19 protein-coding genes are annotated in these 21,555 nt (G+C 67.3%); 12 read left to right on the forward strand and 7 right to left on the reverse strand.

Translation table 11 applies throughout. The features are described from left to right. Positions 1–12: 12 nt before the first annotated feature. The 6 genes from NTY77_00950 to NTY77_00975 form a co-directional block, all read right to left on the reverse strand. Complete coding sequence (locus tag NTY77_00950) at positions 13–1,965, reverse strand: SpoIIE family protein phosphatase (GenBank protein ID MCX5794046.1); 1,953 nt, start codon at positions 1,963–1,965, stop codon at positions 13–15. Continuing rightward, the gene (locus NTY77_00955) at positions 1,955–2,923 is read right to left on the reverse strand and encodes an ABC transporter substrate-binding protein (protein MCX5794047.1); all 969 of its coding nucleotides are present in this window, start codon (positions 2,921–2,923) and stop codon (positions 1,955–1,957) included. Before NTY77_00955 ends, NTY77_00950 begins: the two co-directional genes overlap by 11 nt. After that, positions 2,920–3,342, reverse strand: a complete 423-nt coding sequence (locus NTY77_00960; protein MCX5794048.1) for an ATP-binding protein — start codon at positions 3,340–3,342, stop codon at positions 2,920–2,922. Before NTY77_00960 ends, NTY77_00955 begins: the two co-directional genes overlap by 4 nt. A 13-nt stretch (positions 3,343–3,355) precedes the next feature. Next, on the reverse strand, positions 3,356–3,649 hold the full coding sequence (locus NTY77_00965; protein ID MCX5794049.1) for an STAS domain-containing protein: 294 nt from the start codon (positions 3,647–3,649) through the stop codon (positions 3,356–3,358). A gap of 70 nt (positions 3,650–3,719) precedes the next feature. Then, positions 3,720–5,714, reverse strand: coding sequence for an ATP-dependent DNA helicase (locus NTY77_00970; GenBank protein ID MCX5794050.1), 1,995 nt, complete (start codon positions 5,712–5,714; stop codon positions 3,720–3,722). Positions 5,715–5,781: 67 nt separating this feature from the next. Next, complete coding sequence (locus NTY77_00975) at positions 5,782–7,020, reverse strand: hypothetical protein (GenBank protein ID MCX5794051.1); 1,239 nt, start codon at positions 7,018–7,020, stop codon at positions 5,782–5,784. 102 nt (positions 7,021–7,122) lie between these two features. On the opposite strand from NTY77_00975, the gene NTY77_00980 reads away from it, so the two are divergent. The 4 genes from NTY77_00980 (at position 7,123) to NTY77_00995 (ending at position 13,046) form a co-directional block, all read left to right on the forward strand. Continuing rightward, positions 7,123–7,455: a hypothetical protein gene (locus NTY77_00980; protein MCX5794052.1), complete on the forward strand. Its 333-nt coding sequence runs from the start codon at positions 7,123–7,125 to the stop codon at positions 7,453–7,455. A 51-nt stretch (positions 7,456–7,506) separates the two neighbouring features. Next, positions 7,507–10,404, forward strand: coding sequence for a tetratricopeptide repeat protein (locus NTY77_00985; GenBank protein ID MCX5794053.1), 2,898 nt, complete (start codon positions 7,507–7,509; stop codon positions 10,402–10,404). A 33-nt stretch (positions 10,405–10,437) separates the two neighbouring features. After that, positions 10,438–11,301, forward strand: a complete 864-nt coding sequence (metF, locus tag NTY77_00990) for a methylenetetrahydrofolate reductase [NAD(P)H] (GenBank protein ID MCX5794054.1) — start codon at positions 10,438–10,440, stop codon at positions 11,299–11,301. Positions 11,302–11,372: 71 nt separating this feature from the next. After that, positions 11,373–13,046, forward strand: a complete 1,674-nt coding sequence (locus NTY77_00995) for a BamA/TamA family outer membrane protein (protein ID MCX5794055.1) — start codon at positions 11,373–11,375, stop codon at positions 13,044–13,046. Between the two features lie 9 nt (positions 13,047–13,055). Here NTY77_00995 and NTY77_01000 read toward each other — a convergent pair whose 3' ends face one another. Then, complete coding sequence (locus tag NTY77_01000) at positions 13,056–13,577, reverse strand: MOSC domain-containing protein (protein MCX5794056.1); 522 nt, start codon at positions 13,575–13,577, stop codon at positions 13,056–13,058. Positions 13,578–13,637: 60 nt separating this feature from the next. Between NTY77_01000 and NTY77_01005 the strand changes: the two genes are divergently transcribed. Genes NTY77_01005 through NTY77_01040 form a run of 8 tightly spaced genes read left to right on the forward strand, consistent with a single transcriptional unit; the run spans position 13,638 to position 21,479 of the window. Next, positions 13,638–14,741 (forward strand): NAD(P)/FAD-dependent oxidoreductase, encoded by a 1,104-nt coding sequence (locus NTY77_01005; GenBank protein ID MCX5794057.1) that lies wholly within the window; start codon positions 13,638–13,640, stop codon positions 14,739–14,741. Continuing rightward, positions 14,738–15,595, forward strand: coding sequence for a TRAP transporter TatT component family protein (locus NTY77_01010; protein MCX5794058.1), 858 nt, complete (start codon positions 14,738–14,740; stop codon positions 15,593–15,595). The genes NTY77_01005 and NTY77_01010 overlap by 4 nt, the downstream gene beginning before the upstream one ends. Further along, the gene (gene dctP, locus NTY77_01015; protein MCX5794059.1) at positions 15,582–16,607 is read left to right on the forward strand and encodes a TRAP transporter substrate-binding protein DctP; all 1,026 of its coding nucleotides are present in this window, start codon (positions 15,582–15,584) and stop codon (positions 16,605–16,607) included. Before NTY77_01010 ends, dctP begins: the two co-directional genes overlap by 14 nt. Beyond that, a complete protein-coding gene (locus NTY77_01020; protein MCX5794060.1) occupies positions 16,585–17,088 on the forward strand; it encodes a TRAP transporter small permease in 504 nt (167 codons plus the stop codon). The genes dctP and NTY77_01020 overlap by 23 nt, the downstream gene beginning before the upstream one ends. Next, positions 17,085–18,356, forward strand: coding sequence for a TRAP transporter large permease subunit (locus tag NTY77_01025; protein MCX5794061.1), 1,272 nt, complete (start codon positions 17,085–17,087; stop codon positions 18,354–18,356). Before NTY77_01020 ends, NTY77_01025 begins: the two co-directional genes overlap by 4 nt. After that, positions 18,353–19,243, forward strand: a complete 891-nt coding sequence (locus NTY77_01030) for an LOG family protein (GenBank protein ID MCX5794062.1) — start codon at positions 18,353–18,355, stop codon at positions 19,241–19,243. The genes NTY77_01025 and NTY77_01030 overlap by 4 nt, the downstream gene beginning before the upstream one ends. 4 nt (positions 19,244–19,247) lie before the next feature. Then, positions 19,248–20,279, forward strand: a complete 1,032-nt coding sequence (locus NTY77_01035) for a tetratricopeptide repeat protein (protein ID MCX5794063.1) — start codon at positions 19,248–19,250, stop codon at positions 20,277–20,279. A gap of 45 nt (positions 20,280–20,324) precedes the next feature. Continuing rightward, positions 20,325–21,479, forward strand: coding sequence for a hypothetical protein (locus tag NTY77_01040; protein ID MCX5794064.1), 1,155 nt, complete (start codon positions 20,325–20,327; stop codon positions 21,477–21,479). Positions 21,480–21,555: the final 76 nt, after the last annotated feature.

Genomic DNA, 21,555 nt, shown 5'->3' on the forward strand with positions numbered 1-21,555 from the left:
CGGGGCGACGCCTTATTCTCCTATTTTTGTCGGCCTTCCGCAACCCGGCCCCAGGTAGCGCAGGGCCAGCAGCGTGATGTCGTCGGCGTGATCGCCCTGGGAGAACCGGTCCACGTCCTTGAGCAGGCCGAGCACCATGTCCTTGGGCGGGAGCTCACGCGCCTGCTTCAGGTACTCGAGCATCCGCTCTTCGCCGAAGAACGAGCCGTCCGGTGCCATGCCCTCGGTCACGCCGTCGGTGTAGAGGAACAGGCCGTCGCCCGGCCTCAGAGTCAGCGTCGCCTCCTCGTAAGCCGCCCCGGGGCGGACCCCGACGGCCGTCCCGTGGCCGCCCTCCAGGAAAGACATCTCCTCGCCTCGGCGCAGGAGCAGAGGGGGGTTGTGCCCGCCGTTGGAGTAGCGCAGCATCCCGGTCTTGATGTCCAGGACGGCGAAGAAGGTCGTCACGAACATCATCTGATCGTTGCCCTCGCTGAGATTGTCGTTGACCCGGGCCAGGATGGCCGCCGGCGAGAGCGTGGCGCCGGCCACGCTCTTGAGCAAGGTCTTGGTGATGGCCAGGAACAAGGAGGCAGGCACGCCCTTGCCGGACACGTCGCCGATGGTGAAGCAGAACTGCCCGCCCTCCATCAAGTAGAAGTCATAGAGGTCGCCGCCGACCTCGCGCGCCGGGTCCAGGACCGCGTGCATCTCGATCTCCGGGAAGTCCGGCAGCGGGGGGAATATCTTGGGCAGCGTGCTCATCTGGATGTCGCGGGCGATGGAGAGCTCGCTCTCGATGCGCTGCTTGGCCGCGGTGGTCTCGGTGAGCTTGCGGATGTAGTCCTTGAGGGAGTCGCGCATCCTGCGGAAGGAGTCCGTCAACTGGCCCACCTCGTCCCGGGATAGCGCCTGGGGCAAGTCCACGTCGAGGTTGCCCCCGGCCATGGCCTCAGTGGCCCGCGCCATGGCCGTGAGCGGCTGCGTCACCGAGCGGCACTCCGAGGCCACGAACAGCACGAGGATGAGCAGCGCGCCTGTGCCCACCAGGACGGTGATCCAGCTCAGCCGCCGCAGGTCGGAGAGCAACTCCCGGTCAGGGAACACCACCCCCAGCGACCAGCCCGCGATGCCGATGGGCGCGAAGAACATATGGGCGGGCTCGTCGGTGCCGACGCGCCGGTAGGGCCTGAAGCCCATCTCGCCGCCGATCATCCTCCTGCCGATCTCCCGCAGGACCGGGTCGCCGCGGCCCTCGGCCAGGCTGAAGATGGTCTCGTTCATGATGAGCTGCTTGCGGTGGTGGGTGACGAAGGTGCCGTTCTGGGATATCAGGAAGGCGTCGCCCGTCCGGAGCACCTTGATGGAGGAGACCAGCTTCGTCAGCCAGTCCAAGGAGATGTCCACCCCCACGACGCCGACGAAGCGGCGCTCCCCTGCGACCCGGCGGTAGAAGGGCACGGAGTAGCTCGTCATCAGGATGTCGCCGCCGCCCACGTCGAAATAGGGCTCGCTCCAGGCCGGGCGCCCCAGCTCCTTGGGGATCTGGAAGAAGTCCTCGTAGAAGTATTGGTAGGTGGGGCTGCCCAGCACCGCGTACCTGAGCTTCCCGTTCATCCGGTGGTAGGCGGGGCAAAAGTAGAGGTGCTTTTGGTCGAAGGCATGCGGCGCGAAGGCGATCCAGAACCCATAGATGTCGGGGTTGGTCTGGGCCGCCTGCTTGAGCAGGCGCTGCATCGTCTCCTGACCGACAGGGGCGTCGTCCAGATAATCGGCCAGGCCCTCCGGGACCTTCTGGATCGGCCCCAGGATGGAGCGCACCTGATGGACCGTGCTCATGGTCAGCTGCCGGGCGTATCGCTCCGTGTCCTGCAGCATCAGCCGGCTCGTGAACCGGTAGAAGAAGCCGAAGACCACCGCAAAGACGACGGTGCTCGTGGCGCAGACGAGCACGATGAGCTTAAAGGCGATCGACTTATCGCGCATCGCGCTCCGCGCAGGGCGCTAAGAAGGAATCGAATGCGGGCGCCGCCTGGATCAGGCCTCCGTCCACGAGCACCTGGGCGGTCCGGGCGTAGTCCTCCGGCTTGAGCCGGCCGGTCAGGACGCGGCTGCTGCGGTCCTGGAAGAGTTCGCGCATCTGATCGAGCATCCAGCGCTGGTGGATCAGGTCGGCCGGGATGTGCGCCGCGCGCATGCGCTGCAGGACGACCTCCAAGGCCTCATCCTGATGGGAGAAGGCGTAGTCCCAGCCTTCCAGGCTGGCCATGGCGAAGGCGCAGGCGCGCGCCGGGTCCTTGCGGTAGGTCGCCTCCAGGGCGTAGATTCCGTCCTCGGGGGAATTCAGGCCGTACTCGTCGAACCGGAAGACGCTCAGCTCCCGGGGCTCGAGGCCGGAATTGAGCATGGTGTGGTACTCATTGTAGATCATGGCCGAAGCCAGGTCCACGCCTCCACGCAGGAACAGGTTCACGGAATGGGACTGCCGGACCTCCCGCACGCTGACCCCGTACTTCTTGAAGAAAGCCCGGGGCAGAATCTGGAAGCTCTCCCAGAGGCCGACCTTCTTGCCCTTCATGTCCGCCGGCTTGCCGATGCCCGAGGACTTCATGGCGACCAGGACCAGCGCGGAGTATTGGCTGGTCTGCGCCAGATTGACCAGCCGCACCCCGTGCGCCCGCAGGCGGATGGCCTCCGAAAGCCAGAGCGTGCCGAAATCCGCCTTCCTCTCGCGCAGCAGTGCGTCGGCGGGCATGTCCGGGCCCCCTTGGAGGATGGTCACGTCCAATCCGCGCTTCCGGTAGAAGCCCTTGGCCTCGGCCATGTAGTAGCCCGCGAACTGAGCCTGCGGGCTCCACAAGGGCGCATAGACCATCGGGCGCGGCGTTGGCGCGGCGCTAGCGCAGCCGGACCACAGCGCCAGCGCCAGGCCGATGGTCGTCATGCCCCGGGAGTGCGCCGGAATTCGAGCCGCAGGACGTTGCGGCCGGGCCGGCGTTCGTAGCTGACGCGATCCGTGACCTTCTTTATCAGGAAGACGCCGAGACCGCCGATGGGACGATCCTCGAGGGGGACCGTAAGATCGGGATCGGCCCGGGCGGTCATGTCGAAAGGCCTGCCGTCGTCCGCGATCTCCACGGCGAGGATGCCGTCGTCCGCGAGACAGGAGAGTCCGATGGCGGCCGGCCCCTCTGGTCCGGCGTATTTGCAGATATTGGTGACCGCCTCCTCCACGGCCAGCTCGACGCAGCCGATCTTCTGGGGATCCAGGCCCTCGGCGCGCGCGGCGCCGGACACCACGGCGATGAATTTCGGGAGGTTTTCGAGGAGGGCCGGCGACTCAAGCCGCGCGATGCTGCGCATTGGGATGGCCAGCCTATTGGATCGTGAGACAGACCTCCAGCCCCGCGATCTTGAAGACCTTCTTGACCTCCGGAGCCACATTGGCCATGATGAAGCGCTCCTGGCCGACCGTCTGGGCCGCGCGCAGGCAGATGCGCAAGAACGACGAGGAAACGTAGCCCACCCCGGACAGGTCGAAGGTCACCGGAGTTTTCGCCTGGGAGACCTCCTCGTCAATCCGGGTGGCGTGCTGCTCGCAGGCCAGAGTATCCATCCGTTCGGGGAAAGTACAGACCAGACGGCCGTCGACCGTGGCGATGTTGAACATGGCGTTGCCTCCGCGTGCGTTATCGCGGTCCGAGTATAGCATATCCCTCTGGAGCGCTCCCGCGGCCCGTTCAACGGCGGCGCTTGGCGCCTTTCCTCGCGGGCCTGGACCCGGCGAAGAAGATCGAGAGCTCCTCCAGACTGGCCAGACGCCGGCAAGGAGGCAGGGCCTCCAGGAAGGTCTCTCCGTAGCGCTTGTGCAGGATGCGCGAATCCAGGATGACCACCGCGCCGCGGTCGCAGCCGCTGCGGATCAAGCGGCCGAATCCCTGGCGCAGCTTCATGACCGCGCGGGGGAGGCTCCAGCACTCGAAATAGGAGCGGCCGAAGGACTCGTGCCAGCGCCTGCGCGCCTCTTCCAAGGGCGAGGCGAAATTGGGGAAAGGGAGCTTGGCCAGGATCACGCAGGAGAGGGCCGCTCCGGGGACGTCCACGCCCTGCCAGAAGGTGTCCACTCCCAGCAGCACGGCGTCGCCGGCTGAGATGAAGTCGTTCAAGAGCGCCTCGTTGCCGGAGACGCCCTGGACCCACAAGGGCCGGCCCTTGATCCGGCCTTTCATGAGACCATGGACCCGGCGCAGCATCTTCCAACTCGAGAACAGGATGAAGACCCCTCCGGGGATGCTGGGGATGATATCGCGGCAGCGCCGCGCCACCGCCGCCGCGTAGGCCGTCTCGTCGGACGGGTCGGGGCCGTCATCGAGTATGAGCAGAGCAGCCTGGCTGCGGAAATCGAAAGGGGAATCCAGCGCCAGTTCCCGCGCGCCCGCCATGCCGACCTGCGCCTTGAACTCTCCCAAGCCCCGGCCCCAGGAGAGCGTGGCGGAAGTCATCACCACCGGGACTGCCGGCCCCAGGAGCTTATCGGAGAGCGGCTGCGACACGTCGAGCGGCACGGCGCGGAGTTCGAAGCCGAAGCGGCGGGGGGCGCGGCCGGTCTGCGGCCGGTCCGGCTGGCCCAAGGGGAACCACTCCACCCAGCGCGCGGTGTCGAGCGATCCGACCCCGAGAAGCTCGCGGAGGTCCTGGCGCAAGGCCGCCGCCCGGGCCTGCAGGGCATGGGCCTCGGACTCGTCTTCAGGGTCCGGGCATCTCCGCCGGACCTCGGCCAGACCTCGTTCCAGGCCGGCCAAAGAGGGGGGCTCAGATGCCTCTTCCGAGGAGCCCTCCAGCAGCCTGCCCCCGGGCTCCGCTACGCGTTCCGAGAAGCCGTGCCGGAAGGCGACCGCCCTGAGGAACTGCGGCCCCTCCTCGGCGCAGAGCCCGGCGCAGCGCAGCGCCTCGGCCCAGGACCCGTCGGCATCTCCGCCTTGGGCCGCGCTGCGGCCGGCCAAGGCCGCAGTCTCCTCGGCCAGGCGCAGGAAGCGGCCCGGGGTCACGGCCGTGCCGAAATGACCGGCCGCGACATCCGCGAGGGTGTGCGCTTCGTCCACGACCAGGGCATCGCTCGGGGGCAGCCGTGCGGCCGAAAGCAGCAAGGAGTGGTTGATGACCAGGACCTGCGCCTTCTCGGCGCGCTCCCGGTCGCAGCGGTAGAGGCAACGGCCGCATTGTGCGGGGCGCCTGCGGCCCTGCCCCAGGCAAAGCTCCGGATCCCGGCAGATCCGGCGCCAGAGACCCTCCGGCACGAGGTTGGGCAGGCGCGTGCGCTGGCCCGTCTCCGCCGTCCTGGCCCAGGCGGACAGCTCCTGCAGAACGATTGCCGTGGAGTCCGAGAAGGATTCGGGGGACTGGACCAGCCTTTCGAGCCGGCGCACGCAGAGATAGTTGTCGGCGCCCATGAGCATGGCGTAGCTCAGGCGATGGCCCAGGCGCCTGAGGACGCGCGCGACGGTGGGCAGTTCGCGCGATAGGACCTGCTCCTGCAGCGCGCGCGTGTGAGTCGAGACCTGGAGGCGCCTGCCCCCGGACATCGCCCACAGGGCTCCGGGAAGCAGGTAGGCCAGGGACTTGCCCACGCCCGTGCCCGCCTCGACTACGAGACCGCCGCCCCGCTCGAGAGTCTCCAGGACCGCCGCGGCCATGCGGGCCTGCTGCGGCCGGAACTCATAATCAGGATCTTCCATGGCCAGAGGTCCTTCCGGCGAGAAGAGTTCCGCGGTAGTCATGAGGGGCGCAGGGTGCCAGCCGCGTTCACAGCAGTAGCTTGAGCTTCAAGACGAGCGCGCGCGTCTGGGGCCAGAAGAAGAATGGCACCAGGTTCAGGAGGCCCCAGAGCAACAGGAACCGCCAGACCTTCTGCTTTCCATAACGCTCGCGCAGACCCGTGAAGCCGGCCCCAGCCAGCCACAACAGCAGCGGGGCGTAAAGCTGCCGGAACCGCGAGTCGGCGCCGCCGAAAACGATGAAGACCGCCGGCCATGAAACGGTCAGCAGCAACAGCGGCCATAGGACCCTCTCCCGGCGCGCGCTCCAGAAAGCGAAGACCCAGAGCGGCAGCCACAACATGAACGTGAGCTCGTAGCCGGGCAGGAAAGGATAGAACTGGGAGACCAAGTTGAACAGCATCGCCTCACAGAGCTTGGCACGGGGGGCGGATCGGATGGCCTGCAGAGCATAGGCCCGGTAGAAGCGCTCGCGGGCGAGTTCGTCGCTCGGAGACTGCGCCGGCCGCGCCCCAAGGTCCAGCTTGAGATGTTCGTGCATGGTCCGGGGCAGGGCGGCCCACAGGCTGAAGCCCGCCCCCGTCGTACCTGGAACGAATGCGCCGAGGGCCGCCCGGTTGCGCAGGCCCCAACCCAGCATCGTCAGGGCCAGAGCGCCAGCCACGATGAGCGAATGGAGCGGCCGCCAGCCGGGTCGGGTCCGCGGGCCCAAAAGCGCGATAGCGAGCGCGGCCAGGGCGCCTTCCGGCCGCACGAGGTAGAGCGCCGCGCCGGCGCCGGCGATGCCTAGGACCCACCGGCGCTGACACCGCCAACGCAGCCAGAGGGCGAAAAGGGCGGCCAGCATGAAGGCGAAGAACACCTCGGTCAGCAGCCGGCCGCAGGGATAGAACAGGCCGTAATAGAAGACGGACGCCCAACCTGCCAGCAAGGCCCCCTCCGCAGGGAGCCAGGCCAAGCCCCCCCAGAAGATGAGCACACAGGTCGCCGCTCCGACGAGTATCTGCGCGAGCTGTGCGGCCATGATCGCAGGGCCTACGGCCAGGAAGACCGCGGCCAGGAAAGCAGGATATAAAGGCATACGCAGAGCCCGGTATCCGGCGTCATCATGGAATGAGTGGTCCGCCGCCAAATGGACCGCGCTTTGATAGTAGAAGGTGGCGTCGCCGCGCACTTCGCCGGGACCCAACGAGGTCCGAGCCGTCCCCGCGGCCCTCAAGACGACGGCGGCCAGAAAAATCGCCAGTCCGTGTCTTAGGGTTCTCATGCGGCCGGACGGATCGTGACTCTCATGCAAGGCTGGAAGAGCGCGCAGATTATAGCGCATTCTTGACGCTCCAGGGCAGACCTGCTACTCTCTCCGTTGAGGATGGACACAGGACCAGCGCAGACGACGCATCGCCTATGGCTCTGCGCGCGCTATCTGCCGGAGACGGCGCGCCTGCTGGGCACCCGTTACCGCGCCCTTTTCCTCTCCTACGCCCCGCGCACCCGGCCCGAAGGCGATGCGGCCACCGTAGCTGACGCCCTGGCCTTCGCCGATTTCATGCTGGGCCAGCAAAGGATCGCCCTGCTGGCGCCGGAGCTCTCGGCCCTGCGCCGAGACGCTCGGCACCTGCAGCGGCGCTACCGACTATTGCGGCGCGGGGAGGCCGTGACGGCGGTCCCCAAAGGGAAGCTGCGGCGCTGGCTAGGGCTGTGACTTGAATTTGTAACACTTTTTCACTAATCTTCTCTGCGGATGAGGTTGCCCTTGCGTTCGACGCTCGCCCTGCTCGCACTGCTCTTCACCCTGCCCTGCCGCGCCAGCGACCAGGCCGGGGCGCGGCGGTCTTATGACGAAGCGCTGGCGGCGTTCCTCAACGGGAACTTTCACGCGGCGTTGTCTTCCGCCAACGAGGCCCTCAGGCGAGACTCCGGCTCTGGTGTGGCTTTCAGCCTGCGGGCGCGGATCTGGTACGTGCTAGGCGACCGGAGGCGCATGCAGGAGGACTGCGAGTCCGCCCTCTCCAGGCTGCGCGGCTCGGCGTCGGACGCGGACAGCCTGACTGCGCGTGGCTCGGCGCTGCTGCTCAAGGGCGACGTGGAGCAGGCGTTGACCAGCTTCAACACCGCCTTGCAGGCCAAGAGACCGTCCGCGGAGGCTTTCGCAGCCCGAGCCCGGGCCTGGCGCGCCAAAGGCGACTTCGCGGCCGAGGCCAATGACCTCACCGCCGCCCTCAAGGTCGCGAGGGTGAGCCTCTACTTCCACAACCGGGCCCACGCCTATTACGACCTGGGCCAGTACGACAAGGCCATCGCGGACTTGACCGCGGCGCTTAAGGACAACAAGAGTTCCCACCTGTCCTTCGGCCTGCTGGGCACGGTCATCGCCCGCAGCGGCGACGCGGCGCGCGCGCTCAAGGCCTACAATAAGGCCATCACTTTGGACCCGCAGTACGTCTACGCCTACCTGGGGCGGGCGGCGCTGCGCCTCTCCCGCGGGGAGGACGCGGCCGCGTTCCAGGATTTCGGCGAGGCCATCCGGATCACCCCCCGTGAATTCTCTCCCTGGTTCAACCGGGCCGAAGCCTACTGGCGGCGGGGAGACCAAGACAACGCCCTGGCCGACTACCGCAAAGTCCTGGCCACGGATCTACCGGACGCCCGTTACGCCCTCATTGTGGGAGACCGCTTCACCCAGCGGCAACTCTGGCGGGAAGCCATCGAGGCCTATTCCCGCGCCGCAGAGCTGAGCGCGACCGCCGCGCCGCTGGTGCGTCGCTCCGCCGCCTGGGAGGGGCTCAAGGACTCTCGCAAGGCGATGGCCGACCTCAACGCGGCCGTTCGGGTCGAGCCGGCTTCGGCCTCGGCCTGGACCGCCCGCGGCCTGCTGGGCCTGCAACTCGGCCGCTGGGACCAGGCCTTGGAGGACCTCACCCGCGCGGTCAGGCTCGATCCCAAGGCCGCCAAGGTCCGGGTGGCGCGGGGGAGCTTCTACGCCCGCACGGGCAAAGCTCAACTGGCCCTGGAAGACTTCAACGCCGCCATCGCCGCCGATCCCAACCAGGCGGAGGCCTACAACAACCGCGGCGCACTCTACGCCAACGCCTTCAACGACACCGACAAGGCGCTCAACGACATCGTCTCCGCGGTGGTCCTGTCGCCGCAGAACGCCGGCTACCAGTTCAACCTGGGCATCATGCGCCAGCGGGCCCGGCACTACCACAAGGCCCTGGAAGCCCTAGAAGCCGCCCTCAGCTTGAAAGGGCCGGTGGCCCCCATCATGCAGGCCCGCGCCGAGATCCGCGCCCAGCTCGGAGAGCATGCCGCAGCGCTGCGCGACATCCAGATATCCCTGGAGAAGGACCCCCGCAATCCCGCCATCTACGACAGCCTGGGCCTCATCCGTCTGGCGGCGCACGACTACGAAGCCGCGATCCGCGACCTCAACCAGGCTCTGCATATCTCCAAGAAATTCGTCCCAGCGCTCGTGCACCGCGGCACGGCCTACGGGGCGCTGGGCACGCTCAAGGACGCCTACGACGATTTCGACCGCGCCGCAGACCTGGATGCGATGTCCAAAGAAGCCTGGACCGGCCTTTGCACGGTCAAGCGGCTGCGCCAGGATAACGCGGGCGCCGTGCGGGACTGCACCCGGGCTTTGGGATTGGAGCAGAGCTACGGACCCGCTTTTCTGCAAAGAGGGCTCGCATACCTCCATCTGAAGGACGCCAACCGCGCCATCTCCGACCTCAACACCGCCTACCAGCTCGGCGTGCGCCGCGCCGAGGGCCTGCTGGCCCAGTCCTACGCCCATGCGCTGGCCAGGCAATATCGGGAAGCTCACCGGACCTACCTCGCCGCCATGGCTCTCGATCCCAACGCCAGGACCTACCAGGCCGGGTTCGGGGCCCCCCGCGGGGACAGCGACGACTTCTTCACCGCCGTCTCGGATATCGATGCGCTCACTTCGTCGGACGCCACCGATCCCTACGTCTTCGTCGTGCGCGGCGACGCGCTGCACAACGCGGGCCATTACGACAAAGCCATCGTGGAATTCACCAAGGCCATGGAGCTCGACGCCAACGTCCCCGAGGCCTACATCGGCCGCGGCAACTGCCTCTTCGCCCAGGAATCCTACGACGCGGCGCAGCAGGACTTCCTGCGGGCCATCGAGCTCGACCCGAAGGACGCGAGCTCGCGCCTGCGCCTGGCCACGCTGTTGACGGTACGCCGCAGCTACAAACCGGCGATGGCGGCGATCTCGGCAGCGCTCAAGATCGACCCGAAGAACTCGGAAGCCTTCCTGCGCGCCGGCAACGTCTACTACTTCCAGGGCGCCTACCAGAAAGCCCTGGAAAACTACGAAGTCGCGGCGAAGTACGATGTGAACTCGGCCGCCGCCTGCAACGGCGTCGGGATGGGCTATTTCGCCCTGCACAAGTATCCCGAGGCCCTGGAGAACTTCAGCCGGGCCGTTTCCCTAGGCGCCACCTGCGACCGCTACTATCGCAACCGCGCCTCGACCTACTCCAACCTCAAACAGTTCCGGAACGCAGCCGCGGAGTTCCGAAGCGCGAGTCTCGTCAATACGGACCCCGGGCTGGTGGAAGAATACCAGAGACTCATCAAGGACGCCGAGGCCCAGGTCAGCGGCAGCGGAGCGTGACGGTCCGCGGTCCCCATTTGCTAAGATAGCGGCGTGGATATCCCGGCCCTCTTCGCCCGGCGGGAGCCGGTCTTCTCCTTCGAATTCTTCCTGCCCAAGGCTCCGGAAGACACGGACGCATTCCTGGCCAAGGTCCAGGCCCTCAAGGCCCTCGCGCCCGCCTTCGTGACCTTGACCTACGGGGCGGGCGGCTCGGCCCGGGAGCGCACTATCGATGTGGTCGGCCGCATGCAGCGGGAGGTCGGCATCGAGACCGTCTGCCACCTGACCGGCATCACGCACACCCGAGCCGAGATGTTCCGGAACCTCGAGCGCATCGAGGCGGCGGGCATCCGGCACATCATGGCCCTGCGCGGCGACCAGCCCAAGGACTGGGCCGGCGCCTTGCCCGGAGACTTTCCGCACGCGGTGGACCTGGTGCGTTTCATCCGGCAGTCGGGAGGCTTCAGCATGGCCGTGGCCGGCTACCCCGAGACCCATCCTGAGGCGGGCAGCCGGGACGAGGACCTCCGGAACCTCGCGTCCAAGGTGCGCGCCGGCGCGGACTGGGTGGTCACGCAGCTGTTCTTCGACAACCGGCACTACTTCGACTTCGTGGCCGCGGCCCGCCGCTCCGGCATCACCGTTCCCATCGTCCCCGGTCTCATGCCCGTGACAGGATACTCCCAGCTCAAGCGCTTCACCACGCTCTGCGGAGCCTCCATCCCGCCCCGGATGGCCGCGGACCTCGAGCTCATCCAAGGCGACTCCGAGGCCGTGGCCCGCTACGGCATTGACTGGGCCACGCGGCAGTGCCGGGAACTGTTGGACCGCGGCGCGCCCGGCATCCATTTCTACACGCTCAACCGCTCCCACTCCACGACGGAAATCTTGGGAGCCCTGCGTAAAGTCGCATGAAACGGAGCGCGTCGGCATTGCCGACGCGCCCCCGGCGCCCCCCTCGCAGGGGGGCGCCGGTTCCGTTAGGGGTGACCCTGCTGTTGCTGTTCTGCCTCAGGCCGGCCTCAGCCTGGAGCCAATCCGCCTCCACCCAGCCGGTAGTCGCCGAAATCCGGGTCGCTGAGCGCCTCGACGTTTTCGACCCCCGGGTCCCGGGCGAAGCCTGGTGGGGCTTCCAGATCGCCAACAAAATTCACGTCACGACCCGCGAACGGATCATCCGCCAGGAGATCCTGCTCCGACCGGGCGACCCCTGGGACGAACTCAAGGCCCTGGAATCCGAGCGCAACCTGCGCGCCCTGGGCTCGTTCCGCTGGGCCATGGTCACGGCCGTGCCGCGGCCGGACGGCAAAGTCGACGTCCTGGCCAAGGCCCAGGATTCCTGGACCACCATACCGAACCTCTCCATCGGGACCGAAGGGGGCCAGAACTTCTTCGCCTACGGCATCCAGGAGAACAACCTCTTCGGGTACAACAAATCCGTCTCCCTCCTGCACTACCAGAACGGGCCCACGGTGCGCAACGATCTGCGCTACACGGACCCCCGGTTGTTAGCCACCCGTTTGCGCCTCTCGGCCCTGGCGGCCAGGACCAGCCATGGAGATTCCACCGGCCTGGACCTGGCGCGGCCTTTCTATGCCCTGGATACGCCCTACGCCTACGGAGCGGGATGGACGCGGCTCATCGACGAGGACACGCTCTATCGGAGCGGCCAGAACTACTCCCAGTTCCTGGAATACACCCGGAGCTTCATGCTCAGCGCGGGCCGGCGCCTGGGCAGCGGCGAGGCTCTGACCCAGCGCCTGGAGGCGGGCTGGCTCTACAGCAAGAGCCGCTTCGACTCCGAACCAGGGACTCTGGCCGGCACCATGCCGCCGGACCGCGAGCTCTCCGGGCCCACCTTGGGCTACTCTTGGATCCAGCCCCGCTACATCAAGGAGACCTATGTCGACCGGATGGAGCGCGTCGAAGACTACAACCTGGGCAACGAGCTGAGCTTCCTGGGCGGCTATGCCGGCACGCACCTGCAGTCGGACCGGGAGCGCTGGATATTCAACGCCACGGACCAGCAGGGCTTGAGCCTCGGCGAGGGCCGCTTCGCCCTGGCCCAGGTCGGCGCGGCCGGCCGCGTGGCGGGGGGGGACTGGGAGAACGCACTGCTCTTCACCAATCTCGACCTGTTCTGGAAGTCGGAGCGCCCCGTCCTCAACACGTGGGTGGCGCATCTGGAGGGCGCGACGGTGCGCCGGATGGACAAAGAGAACCAGGTCGTCCTGGGCGGGGACACTGGACTGCGCGGCTATGAGAATAACGCCTTCACCGGCGCCAAGGCCTTTCTGGCCAACGTCGAGAACCGATTCTTCGCTCCCGGGGAATACCTGCATCTGGTGCGCGTGGGCGGCGCGGTCTTCTTCGACTCCGGCGCGGTGGCCCCGGAGGGGGCGGGGCTCTCCCTGCGGAGCTTCAAATCGGACGTGGGCATGGGGCTGAGGCTGGCCTCGACGCGGTCGCGCTCCGGCGGAGTCCTGCGCGTGGACCTGGCCTACGCCCTGGACCAAGGCCCGGGGCCGAGCCGCTGGGTGGTGTCCATCCGCGGGGGGCAGGCCTTTTCCATATTCAACAGCGCGACCCGGCGACTGCGCCGGCCGCCCACCTCCCGCCTCGACGAGGTCGCGCCGCCCGGCTTTCCGGATCCGCGCTGAACGGCGGGCTCAGGGAGCCGCCGCCTCCTTGCGCACGCGGTCTCCCACCCTCACGATCCCGGTCTGGATGACGCGGGCGTAGAGACCGCGCAGCCGTTGGGCCCGCCCGTCGGGGGACTTGGTCAGGTCGTTGGCTGGTTTGCCGTAGTGGCGTTCGAACTTGCTGCAGCCGGTATGCGGGTGGGCGGTGACCTCGATCACCACCTGGCCGACGCGCAACCGCGTGCCCGCGGGGAGGTTCTCCTCGTGGAGGTCGAGATCGACGACCAGATTGTCTCCGGATAGATCTCCACGCCCGTTCCCCCCAGAGATGGCGGCCAGGAACCGCGCGTTGATGAGCGAGACCTGCGCCGAGGGGTCCGCGTCGGGTCCGAGACTCCAACGGTCGCCCCCAACGCCGCTCTCCGGGCTGAGGGCCGCCTCAGACAAGACCCGGCGCTCCTCGCCGGGCAGGCGCAGGACGATGCGCTCCAGCACGCCCCCGTCCTTTGGGCTGCTGCCAGCCAGTTCCAGGAGTCGGCGCATTTCCATCGGCCTCCATTATAGGAAAAGGCGAACCGGCCCGGCAAAGAAGTAGAATGGACCTTGCCCATGGAGACGATCGACGCGGTCATCGTAGGCGCCGGAGTCGTGGGCTTGGCCACGGCCGCGCGTCTGGCCCGGTCCGACAACAACGTCGTCGTCCTCGAGCGCCACAGTCGCCACGGCCTGGAGACCTCGTCGCGGAACAGCGAGGTGATCCACGCCGGCCTCTACTACCCGCCGGGCAGCCTCAAGGCCCGGTTCTGCGTCGCCGGCCGCCGCAAGCTCTATGAGATCGGCGAACGGCACGGAGTGTTCTGCCGCCGCACCGGAAAGCTTCTCGTCGCCTGCGCCCCTGAAGAGGTTAAGAAGCTCGAGAGCCTCCGCGCCCAAGGGCGAGCCAACGGCCTCGTAGGCCTCGAGCTGGTGGAAAAAGCCGACATCCCCGGCTTGGCGCCCGGGGTGAGCGCCATCGCCGGCCTTTGGTCCCCCGAGACCGGCATCGTTGACACCGAAGAGCTCATGCGCTACTTCCTGCTCAAAGCCCAGGAGGCCGGAGCCATCTTCCTGTGGGACTCCGAGCTGACCTGCGTCTCACGCGCAGGCGGCTGCTACCGTCTGGGCGTCAAGGGAATGGCCGATCCCATTTTAGCCCGCTGCGTCGTCAATGCGGCGGGCCTGGCCTCCGACCGCGTGGCCGGCCTCGCCGGTCTCGACTGCGATGCCGCAGGCTGCCGGCTCCATTGGTTCAAAGGCGAATACTTCAGCCTGCGCCGGGCGCTGCCCATCAGGCCCCTGGTCTATCCCGTCCCCGCGGAGCACGGCCTCGGCATCCACCTCACGGTGGACCGGCAGGGCCGCCACCGCCTCGGGCCGAACGCTTTCGCGGTGGATGCCCTGGATTACGACGTGGACCCCGGCCACCGCGGCTCATTCTTCGAGGCGGCCTCCCGCTATCTGCCGGACCTCAAGCCCGAGGACCTCGCCCCGGGCACGGCCGGCATCCGGCCCAAGCTCTCCACGGACGGCTCCTTCCGCGATTTCTTCATCGCCGAGCAATCCGGCCGCGGCCTGCCCGGCTGGGTCGACCTCATCGGGATCGATTCGCCGGGCCTCACCGGCAGCCCGGCCATCGCCGACTTCGTGGCCAATTTGCTAGAATGGCCCGCTTGAAGAAAATAGCGTTCCTGATTCCACTTTTCAGCCTTTGCTCCTGCAGCCTAAACTCCTTGGCCCTGCGCTCGACCGCGGAGTTCCTCGACCGCGGCGTCGCGGCCTATTACGACGAATCCGACCCTCAACTCGCCCGGGAGGCCATGGTCTCCCAGCTCAAGTTCGTCGAAGGTCTGCTGCAGAGCGCGCCCAAGAATCCTCGCCTCAACCGCCTGGCCGCGGAAGGCTTCGGGAGCTACACTTTCCTCTTCATAGAGGACTCGCAGCCGGAGCGGGCCAAGGGCTTCTATCTCCGGGGCCGCGACTATGCGCTCAGGGGCCTCAGCGCCCGGCCGGTTCTGGCGAATCTTTCCGCCATGCTGCCCGACGACTTGGATAAGGCGCTCAAGAGGGCGGGCAAGGCCGACGCCCCAGACCTCTTCTGGGCGGCCTTCTGTTGGTCCGGGTTCATCAACTTATCCAGGGACTCTCCCGATGCCGTGGCCGAGCTCCCCAAGGCCGTGGCGCTCATGAAGCGTTCGCACGAGCTGGACCCGGACTACGACTTCGCCGGTTCCGACATGTTCTTCGGCGTGTACTTCGCCTCGCGGCCCAAACTGCTGGGCGGCGACACGAAGAAGGCCCAAGAACATTTCAAGTGGGCCGAACGCCTCACGGAAGGGAAATACCTCATGGTCTACTTGCTGGAGGCCAAGACCTTGGCCGTGGCCTTGCAGGACCGCGCGCTCTTCGAGAGCCTCCTCGCCAAGGTCAAGGAATCCCCGGCCGGCCGCCTGCCCCAAGCCAGGCTCGCCGACGAGGTGGCCAAGCTCAAGGCCGCTGCCCTCATGGAGAGGATCGATGACCTGTTCTAGTCTTTTCCTAGCCCTGTCTTTGGCCCTGCCGAGCTCGGCCCCCGCAGCCGAACCCCAGGTCATCATCAAGTTCGCGACCTTGGCGCCGGACGGCTCCACATGGATGAAGGTCATGAACGACCTCAATGCGGAGCTCCAGGCCAAGACCGCGGGCCGGGTCAAGTTCAAGTTCTATGCGGGGGGGGTCCAGGGCGACGAGACCGACGTGGTCAAGAAGATCCGCATCGGGCAGATCCAGGCCGCGGGCTTCACGGGCGTGGGCCTGGGCCAGATCGCTCCCGCGGTGCGCATACTCGACGCCCCCTGGCTCTTCCACGACAACGCCGAGGCTGATATCATCCGCCAGGCCTTCGCCAAGGACCTCACTGCCGCCGTCGAGAAGGGGGGGTATGTCCTTCTGGGATGGACCGAACTGGGCTGGGTCTACGTGTTCAGCCGCAGCCCCGTCAACTCCCCGGAGGACATGCAGAGAGCCAAGATGTGGGTCTGGGAGGGCGATCCCATCGCCCAGGCCGCCTACAAAGCCCTGGGCGTCACCCCGCGGCCGCTCTCCGTCGTGGATGTCATGTCGTCCCTGGAGACCGGGATGGTCGACGGCGTCTACGGCCCCCCGATGGGAGTGACCGCGCTGCAGTGGTTCCGCCGGACCAAATTCATCTACAACGTGCCGATAGCGGACTCCATGGGCGCGGTGCTCCTGTCCCGCAAGGCCTTCGACGCCATCCCCGAGTCCGACCGCAAGGTCCTGCTCGAGGTCGGCGCACGGCACCTCAAGCGCCTGGGCCAGCTCTCGCGCCGGGAGAACGAGGACGCCCTGGCCGCTCTGCAGAAGCAGGGCCTGACCCTTTCGGCCAAGGCCGCCCCCGAGATGATGAAGCGCTACGAGGAACTGGGCCGGCTGGCCCGGCGGGAGCTGGTCGGCACGCTCTACCCGGCGGAGCTCCTCGACCGGGTCGAGAAGGCGCTCGCCGACCTGCGGGCCAAAAGCGGTGGCAAGACTAAAAAAGGCTGAGTCCGTCCTGCTCGGTCTGGAGAGCATCGCCCTCGTGGGCATATTGCTCTTCCTGGTGGCGATGTCCTTCCTCCAGGTGGTCCTGCGCCAGTTCTTCGGCGGCGGCATCCTCTGGTGCGACACCTTGCTGCGCCACCTGGTCCTCTGGGTCGGGTTCCTGGGCGCTGCGCGCGCCGCCGCCGAGGAGAAGCATTTCGCTTTCGAAGCCGTGACCGAGCACCTGCCCGCCCGGCTCCACGGCGCGGCCGCCGCGCTGGCGCGCCTGTGCGCCGCGGCCGTGGCCCTGCTCCTGGCCAAGGCCTCCTGGGCCTTCATGCTCGAGGAGCGCTCCGCTGGCGCGCCCCTGTTCACGGCCGGAGGGCTCGGGGTCCCGGGCTGGCCCTTCGCCGCCATCGTGCCCATCGGGTTCCTGCTGGTCGCCGTCCACGCCGGGCTGCGCCTCTGGGTGGAGAAGGTCCCCGAGGAAGGCAGGACCCCGTGATCTGGGCCATCACCGCGGCCGTGCTCGTGTTGGCCTTCCTGGGTGCGCCCATCTTCGCCCTGATGGGAGGGCTGGCCCTGTGGCTCTTCCAAAGCGCCGGGATCGCCTCGACCGCGGTCATCATCGAGCTCTATCGCCTCGCCACTTTGCCCTCTTTGATCGCCATCCCGCTGTTCACCTTCGCGGGCTACGCGCTGGCGGAGTCCGGCGCCCCCAAGCGCTTGGTGGCCTTGGCTGAGGCCCTCTTCAGCTGGCTGCCCGGCGGCGTGGCCATGTCCGCGCTGCTGGCCACCGCCCTCTTCACCGCCTTCACCGGAGCCTCCGGCGTGACCATCATCGCTTTGGGCGGGCTCATCTATCCGCTGCTGCGGCGCCAGGGCTACCCAGAGGACTTCTCCTTGGGCCTGGTGACCACGACCGGCAGTCTGGGGCTCCTCTTCCCGCCGAGCCTGCCCATCATCCTCTACGCCCTCGTGGGCAAGGTCTCCATCGACCGGCTCTTCGCGGCCGCGGCCGTGCCTGGACTGGTCCTGCTCGCTATTCTCGGCGGCTACGCCATGCTCGTGGCCGCCCGCCACGGTGTGCCCCGCGTGCCCTTCTCGCTGGCGACGGCGCTGCAGGCCGCGCGCGCAGCGGCCTGGGAGATACCGCTGCCCTTCCTCATCATCGGCGGCATCTACAGCGGCAAGTTCACCGCCTCCGAGGCCGCCGCCATCATGGCCTTCTATGTGGTGGCCGTCGAAGTCCTGGTCTACGGGGACCTGAGCTGGCGCGACCTGCCCCGGGTCGTGCGCCGCAGCATGATGCTGGTCGGCGCCATCCTCATCGTCCTGGGTACGGCCCTGGGCCTGACCAACTATCTCATCGATGCCGAGGTCCCGGCGCGCATCTTCGGATTCCTCAGGCTCCACCTGCACAGCCAGTGGGCCTTCCTCGCCTGTCTCAACGTCTTCCTCCTCGTGGTCAACATGGTGGAGATATTCTCGGCCATCATCATCGTGGTGCCCATCATCGTGCCCGTGGCCCTGCAGTACGGCATCGACCCCATCCATCTGGGGACCCTATTCTTGCTCAACCTCGAGATCGGCTACATGACGCCGCCTTTGGGCCTCAACCTTTTCCTGTCGAGCCGGCGCTTCGACAAGCGTCTGCCCGCCCTCTACCGGGCGACCATGCCGTTCTGGGCCGTGCTCCTCGTCGCCCTGGCCCTGGTCACCTATCTGCCGCGCCTGAGCCTCTGGCTCCCCGACCTCCTGAGGATACTATGAAACCATCGACGCGCAGCAGCGACCTGAAGCCTGAAGAGAAGCGGCGCCTCCTAGACCGAATCGAGTCTTCGCCGGCCTACCGCAAAGCCTACGAAGACGCGGAGTTCATGCAGCGCCGGGAACTCCGGCCCATCCGCCTGCAGTTGGAGCTGCTCAAGCCGGAAATGGTGCTGGCCGAGAACAAGATCAAGTCCACGGTCGTCGTGTTCGGTTCGGCGCGGGTGATGCCGCCCGAGCAGGCCAGCCGGGAACTGTCCCAGGCGCAAGCCAAGGCCAAAGCCGAACCCAGCGACTACGAACTGGCGCAGGACGTCAACCGGGCCCAGATGAAGGTCGAGTTCTCCCGCTACTACGAGGAGGCCCGCCGCTTCGCGGCCATCATCTCCCAGGCTCAGCAGTCCGACAAGCGCCTGGAGTTCGTCATCGTGACCGGAGGCGGCCCCGGCATCATGGAGGCGGCCAACCGCGGCGCCTATGAGACCGACTGCCGCTCCATCGGCCTCAACATCACCCTGCCGCACGAGCAAGACCCCAACCCGTTCATCACGCCGGAGCTTTCTTTCCAGTTCCACTACTTCGCGCTGCGCAAGATGCACTTCATGATGCGGGCCAAGGCCATGGTGGCGTTCCCCGGCGGCTTCGGGACCCTCGACGAACTCTTCGAGACCCTGACCCTCGTGCAGACCGGCAAGAAACGGCCCATCCCCATCGTGCTCTTCGGCCGCGAGTTCTGGAAACGAGTCATCGACTTCGACTATCTGGCCGAGACAGGGATGATCCACTGGGAGGACACCCGATTGGTGGCCATCGTCGAGAAAGCCGAGGAAGGCTGGGCCCACATCCGCAATTTCTGGAAGGAGCACCGCTCCAGCGGCCGCATGCCGTGATGCCATGGTAGCCTCCGGCCTGGTGGCTCTCGCGCTCATGGCCGGCTCGCCCTCGGCCTGGGCGGGCGACGATTTTCTGGCGCTGGTGCGCAAAGCCCGAGGCCGCCAGGAGCCCGAGGAGCGCGTCGAGTATTTCTCGCGCGCGATCGCGGCCTGGACGCCCGGCCACGGCAGCGGCCTGCTGGCTTCGTGCTACTTCGGCCGCGGCGAGGCCCGCTACCAGACCGGCGATTTCGCCCAGGCTCTGCCCGACCTGGCCAAATCCTTGGAGGGGGACCTCAACAACGCGCGGGCGGTGTTCCTGCGCGGGAGGATACTCCTGCATCAGACGCTCCTGGAACCTGAGCCTTCGGCCCGTTCCGCCGCTCAGGCGGAGCAGGCTCTGGCTGATTACGCCGCGGTCAAGCCGGAGGATGTCGAAGGCCTCCTCGCTCTGGGCCGCGCGCAGGTCCTGGCCGGCCACCTCGCCGCAGCCCAAGGCGTTTTCGGCCGGGCGCGCAAGCTCGTCCCCTCCGATCCCCGTCCCGGCCTCGGGCTCGGCCGGGCTTTCCTGGCCGCGCGGGAATTCAGCCGCGCGCGCGAGACCCTCGACGACGCCGATGCCCTGGCCCGCGGCCGCGAGGCCGATGTCTTGACGGAGCGCGCCAAGTGCCGGCGGGCGCAGGGGGATGAACTCGGGGCGCTCGCGGACTACGACCGGGCCCTGCCCCGGCATGAAGACCTCCTCCTGGACCTGTCCCGCTCACATGCGCCTGCCGCGGACATCGAAGAGCGCGAGGCCGACGCCGGCCGCGCCTATTACGGCCGCGGACGCATCCGCGAGTCGCGCGGCGACGCGCCCGGGGCTTTGGCCGATTATGAGGCCGGCTGCCGGCACGGCATCGAGGCCTGCTGCCGCAAGGCCAAGGAGTTCTCCGCGGTCAAGCCGCGGCAGCCCGAGACCCGGCCCGCCCCGGCCAAGCCGCCCAGGAAACCCAAGCGCCGCGAGCTGCCGAACCCGTCCAGCGACCCCGGGGACCGCCTATACGGCTCCTAAGCCGGCGCGTCTGCGCTCCTCGCCCATTTGATATAATCGCTCTGCTTGAAGAGCCACCTGTTGCTAGCGGCGCTGGCCATGGTCTGCGCCCCTGCGGCGCACGCCGTCCTGCCCGAGACAGACAAGCTGATCCTGCAAGGTCTCGATGCGGCCTACAGCCTGGACTTCGAGCGTTCCGCCTCCCTTTTCACCGAGGCAGGCCGCTTGGAGCCGGAACATCCGGTCGGGCCTTTCTTCCTCGCCTCGCTGCAGTGGCTCCAGTACTCCCAGAACGCCGACGTCCCCGGGACGGTCGACTCGCTCGAGCCGAAATTCAACCAGATCATGGACCAAGCCCTGGACCGTGCCCGGAAGATGTACGCGAAAAAGCACGACGACGCCGAAGCGAACTTCTACCTGGGAGCCATCTACGGGATGAAGGGGCGCTGGTTCCTGCTGAAGTACAAATGGATCCGGGCGGCCCGCTACGGCTTCAAGGGCTATAAATACTTGAAGCGGGCAGTCGAACTCGATCCCGAGTGCTACGATGCCTACCTGGGGATGGGCATGTACGACTATTACTCGGACACCCTGCCGACCGTCGTGAAGTTCGCGGCCAACATGATCGTCCGCGGAGACAAGCGGCGGGGGCTGCGCTACATCCAGATGACGATGGAGAAGGGCCATTACAGCGTCACGGAGGCGAAGATCTTCCTGGTCGGAATCCTGTCCGTCTACGAGAAGCAGCCGGACAAGGCCCTGCAAATGGTCCAGGAGCTGCGCCTCCACAATCCTGGAAACCTTTTCTTTGTCCTGATGGAGATGGGGCCCCGGATCATCCTCCGAGACTGGAACGGGGCCATAGCCTTCGGGGAGTTCCTGGCCCCCCGGGTCCGCGAACTCCCCTACACGAAGCCGCACACCAGCCTCTTCGACCTCTATCTGGGGGAGGCCTACCTGGGGGCCAAGGATTACCTCAAAGCGACCGACATATTCAACCGCTGCATCGAGGCTGCCCCCGAACCCAGGAAGGCGACGGTCACCCACTGTCATCTGCGCCGGGCCCAGACTTTGGACCTCCTGGGTCGGCGGACGGAAGCCGTCCTGGACTACACGTTCGTCAAGGAGCGCCCCGATTTCTTCGACTCGCAGGACAAGGCCAAGCGGGGCCTGAAGGCGGCCGCCACATACGAAGAGGTCCTCCGTCAACTCCAGCAGTGATGCCTTCGGTCCTTAGGGGAGTCGCGCGCTCCGGCAGGCAAAAGCCCAAGACACGTCTTGAAAATTTAATGTCCGC

The sequence above is a fragment of the Elusimicrobiota bacterium genome (genome assembly GCA_026388095.1).
Lineage (GTDB): Bacteria > Elusimicrobiota > Elusimicrobia > UBA1565 > UBA9628 > UBA9628.

Bases quoted from the DNA above. Each gene is read 5' to 3' on its own strand.
- NTY77_01000 (MCX5794056.1), bottom strand. From the start codon at position 13,577: ATGGAAATGCGCCGACTCCTGGAACTGGCTGGCAGCAGCCCAAAGGAC.
- NTY77_00975 (MCX5794051.1), bottom strand. From the start codon at position 7,020: ATGAGAACCCTAAGACACGGACTGGCGATTTTTCTGGCCGCCGTCGTC.
- NTY77_00980 (MCX5794052.1), top strand. From the start codon at position 7,123: ATGGACACAGGACCAGCGCAGACGACGCATCGCCTATGGCTCTGCGCG.
- NTY77_00970 (MCX5794050.1), bottom strand. From the start codon at position 5,714: ATGGAAGATCCTGATTATGAGTTCCGGCCGCAGCAGGCCCGCATGGCC.
- NTY77_00955 (MCX5794047.1), bottom strand. From the start codon at position 2,923: ATGACGACCATCGGCCTGGCGCTGGCGCTGTGGTCCGGCTGCGCTAGC.
- NTY77_01035 (MCX5794063.1), top strand. From the start codon at position 19,248: ATGGTAGCCTCCGGCCTGGTGGCTCTCGCGCTCATGGCCGGCTCGCCC.
- NTY77_00965 (MCX5794049.1), bottom strand. From the start codon at position 3,649: ATGTTCAACATCGCCACGGTCGACGGCCGTCTGGTCTGTACTTTCCCC.
- NTY77_01005 (MCX5794057.1), top strand. From the start codon at position 13,638: ATGGAGACGATCGACGCGGTCATCGTAGGCGCCGGAGTCGTGGGCTTG.
- NTY77_00950 (MCX5794046.1), bottom strand. From the start codon at position 1,965: ATGCGCGATAAGTCGATCGCCTTTAAGCTCATCGTGCTCGTCTGCGCC.
- dctP (MCX5794059.1), top strand. From the start codon at position 15,582: ATGACCTGTTCTAGTCTTTTCCTAGCCCTGTCTTTGGCCCTGCCGAGC.
- NTY77_00960 (MCX5794048.1), bottom strand. From the start codon at position 3,342: ATGCGCAGCATCGCGCGGCTTGAGTCGCCGGCCCTCCTCGAAAACCTC.
- NTY77_01030 (MCX5794062.1), top strand. From the start codon at position 18,353: ATGAAACCATCGACGCGCAGCAGCGACCTGAAGCCTGAAGAGAAGCGG.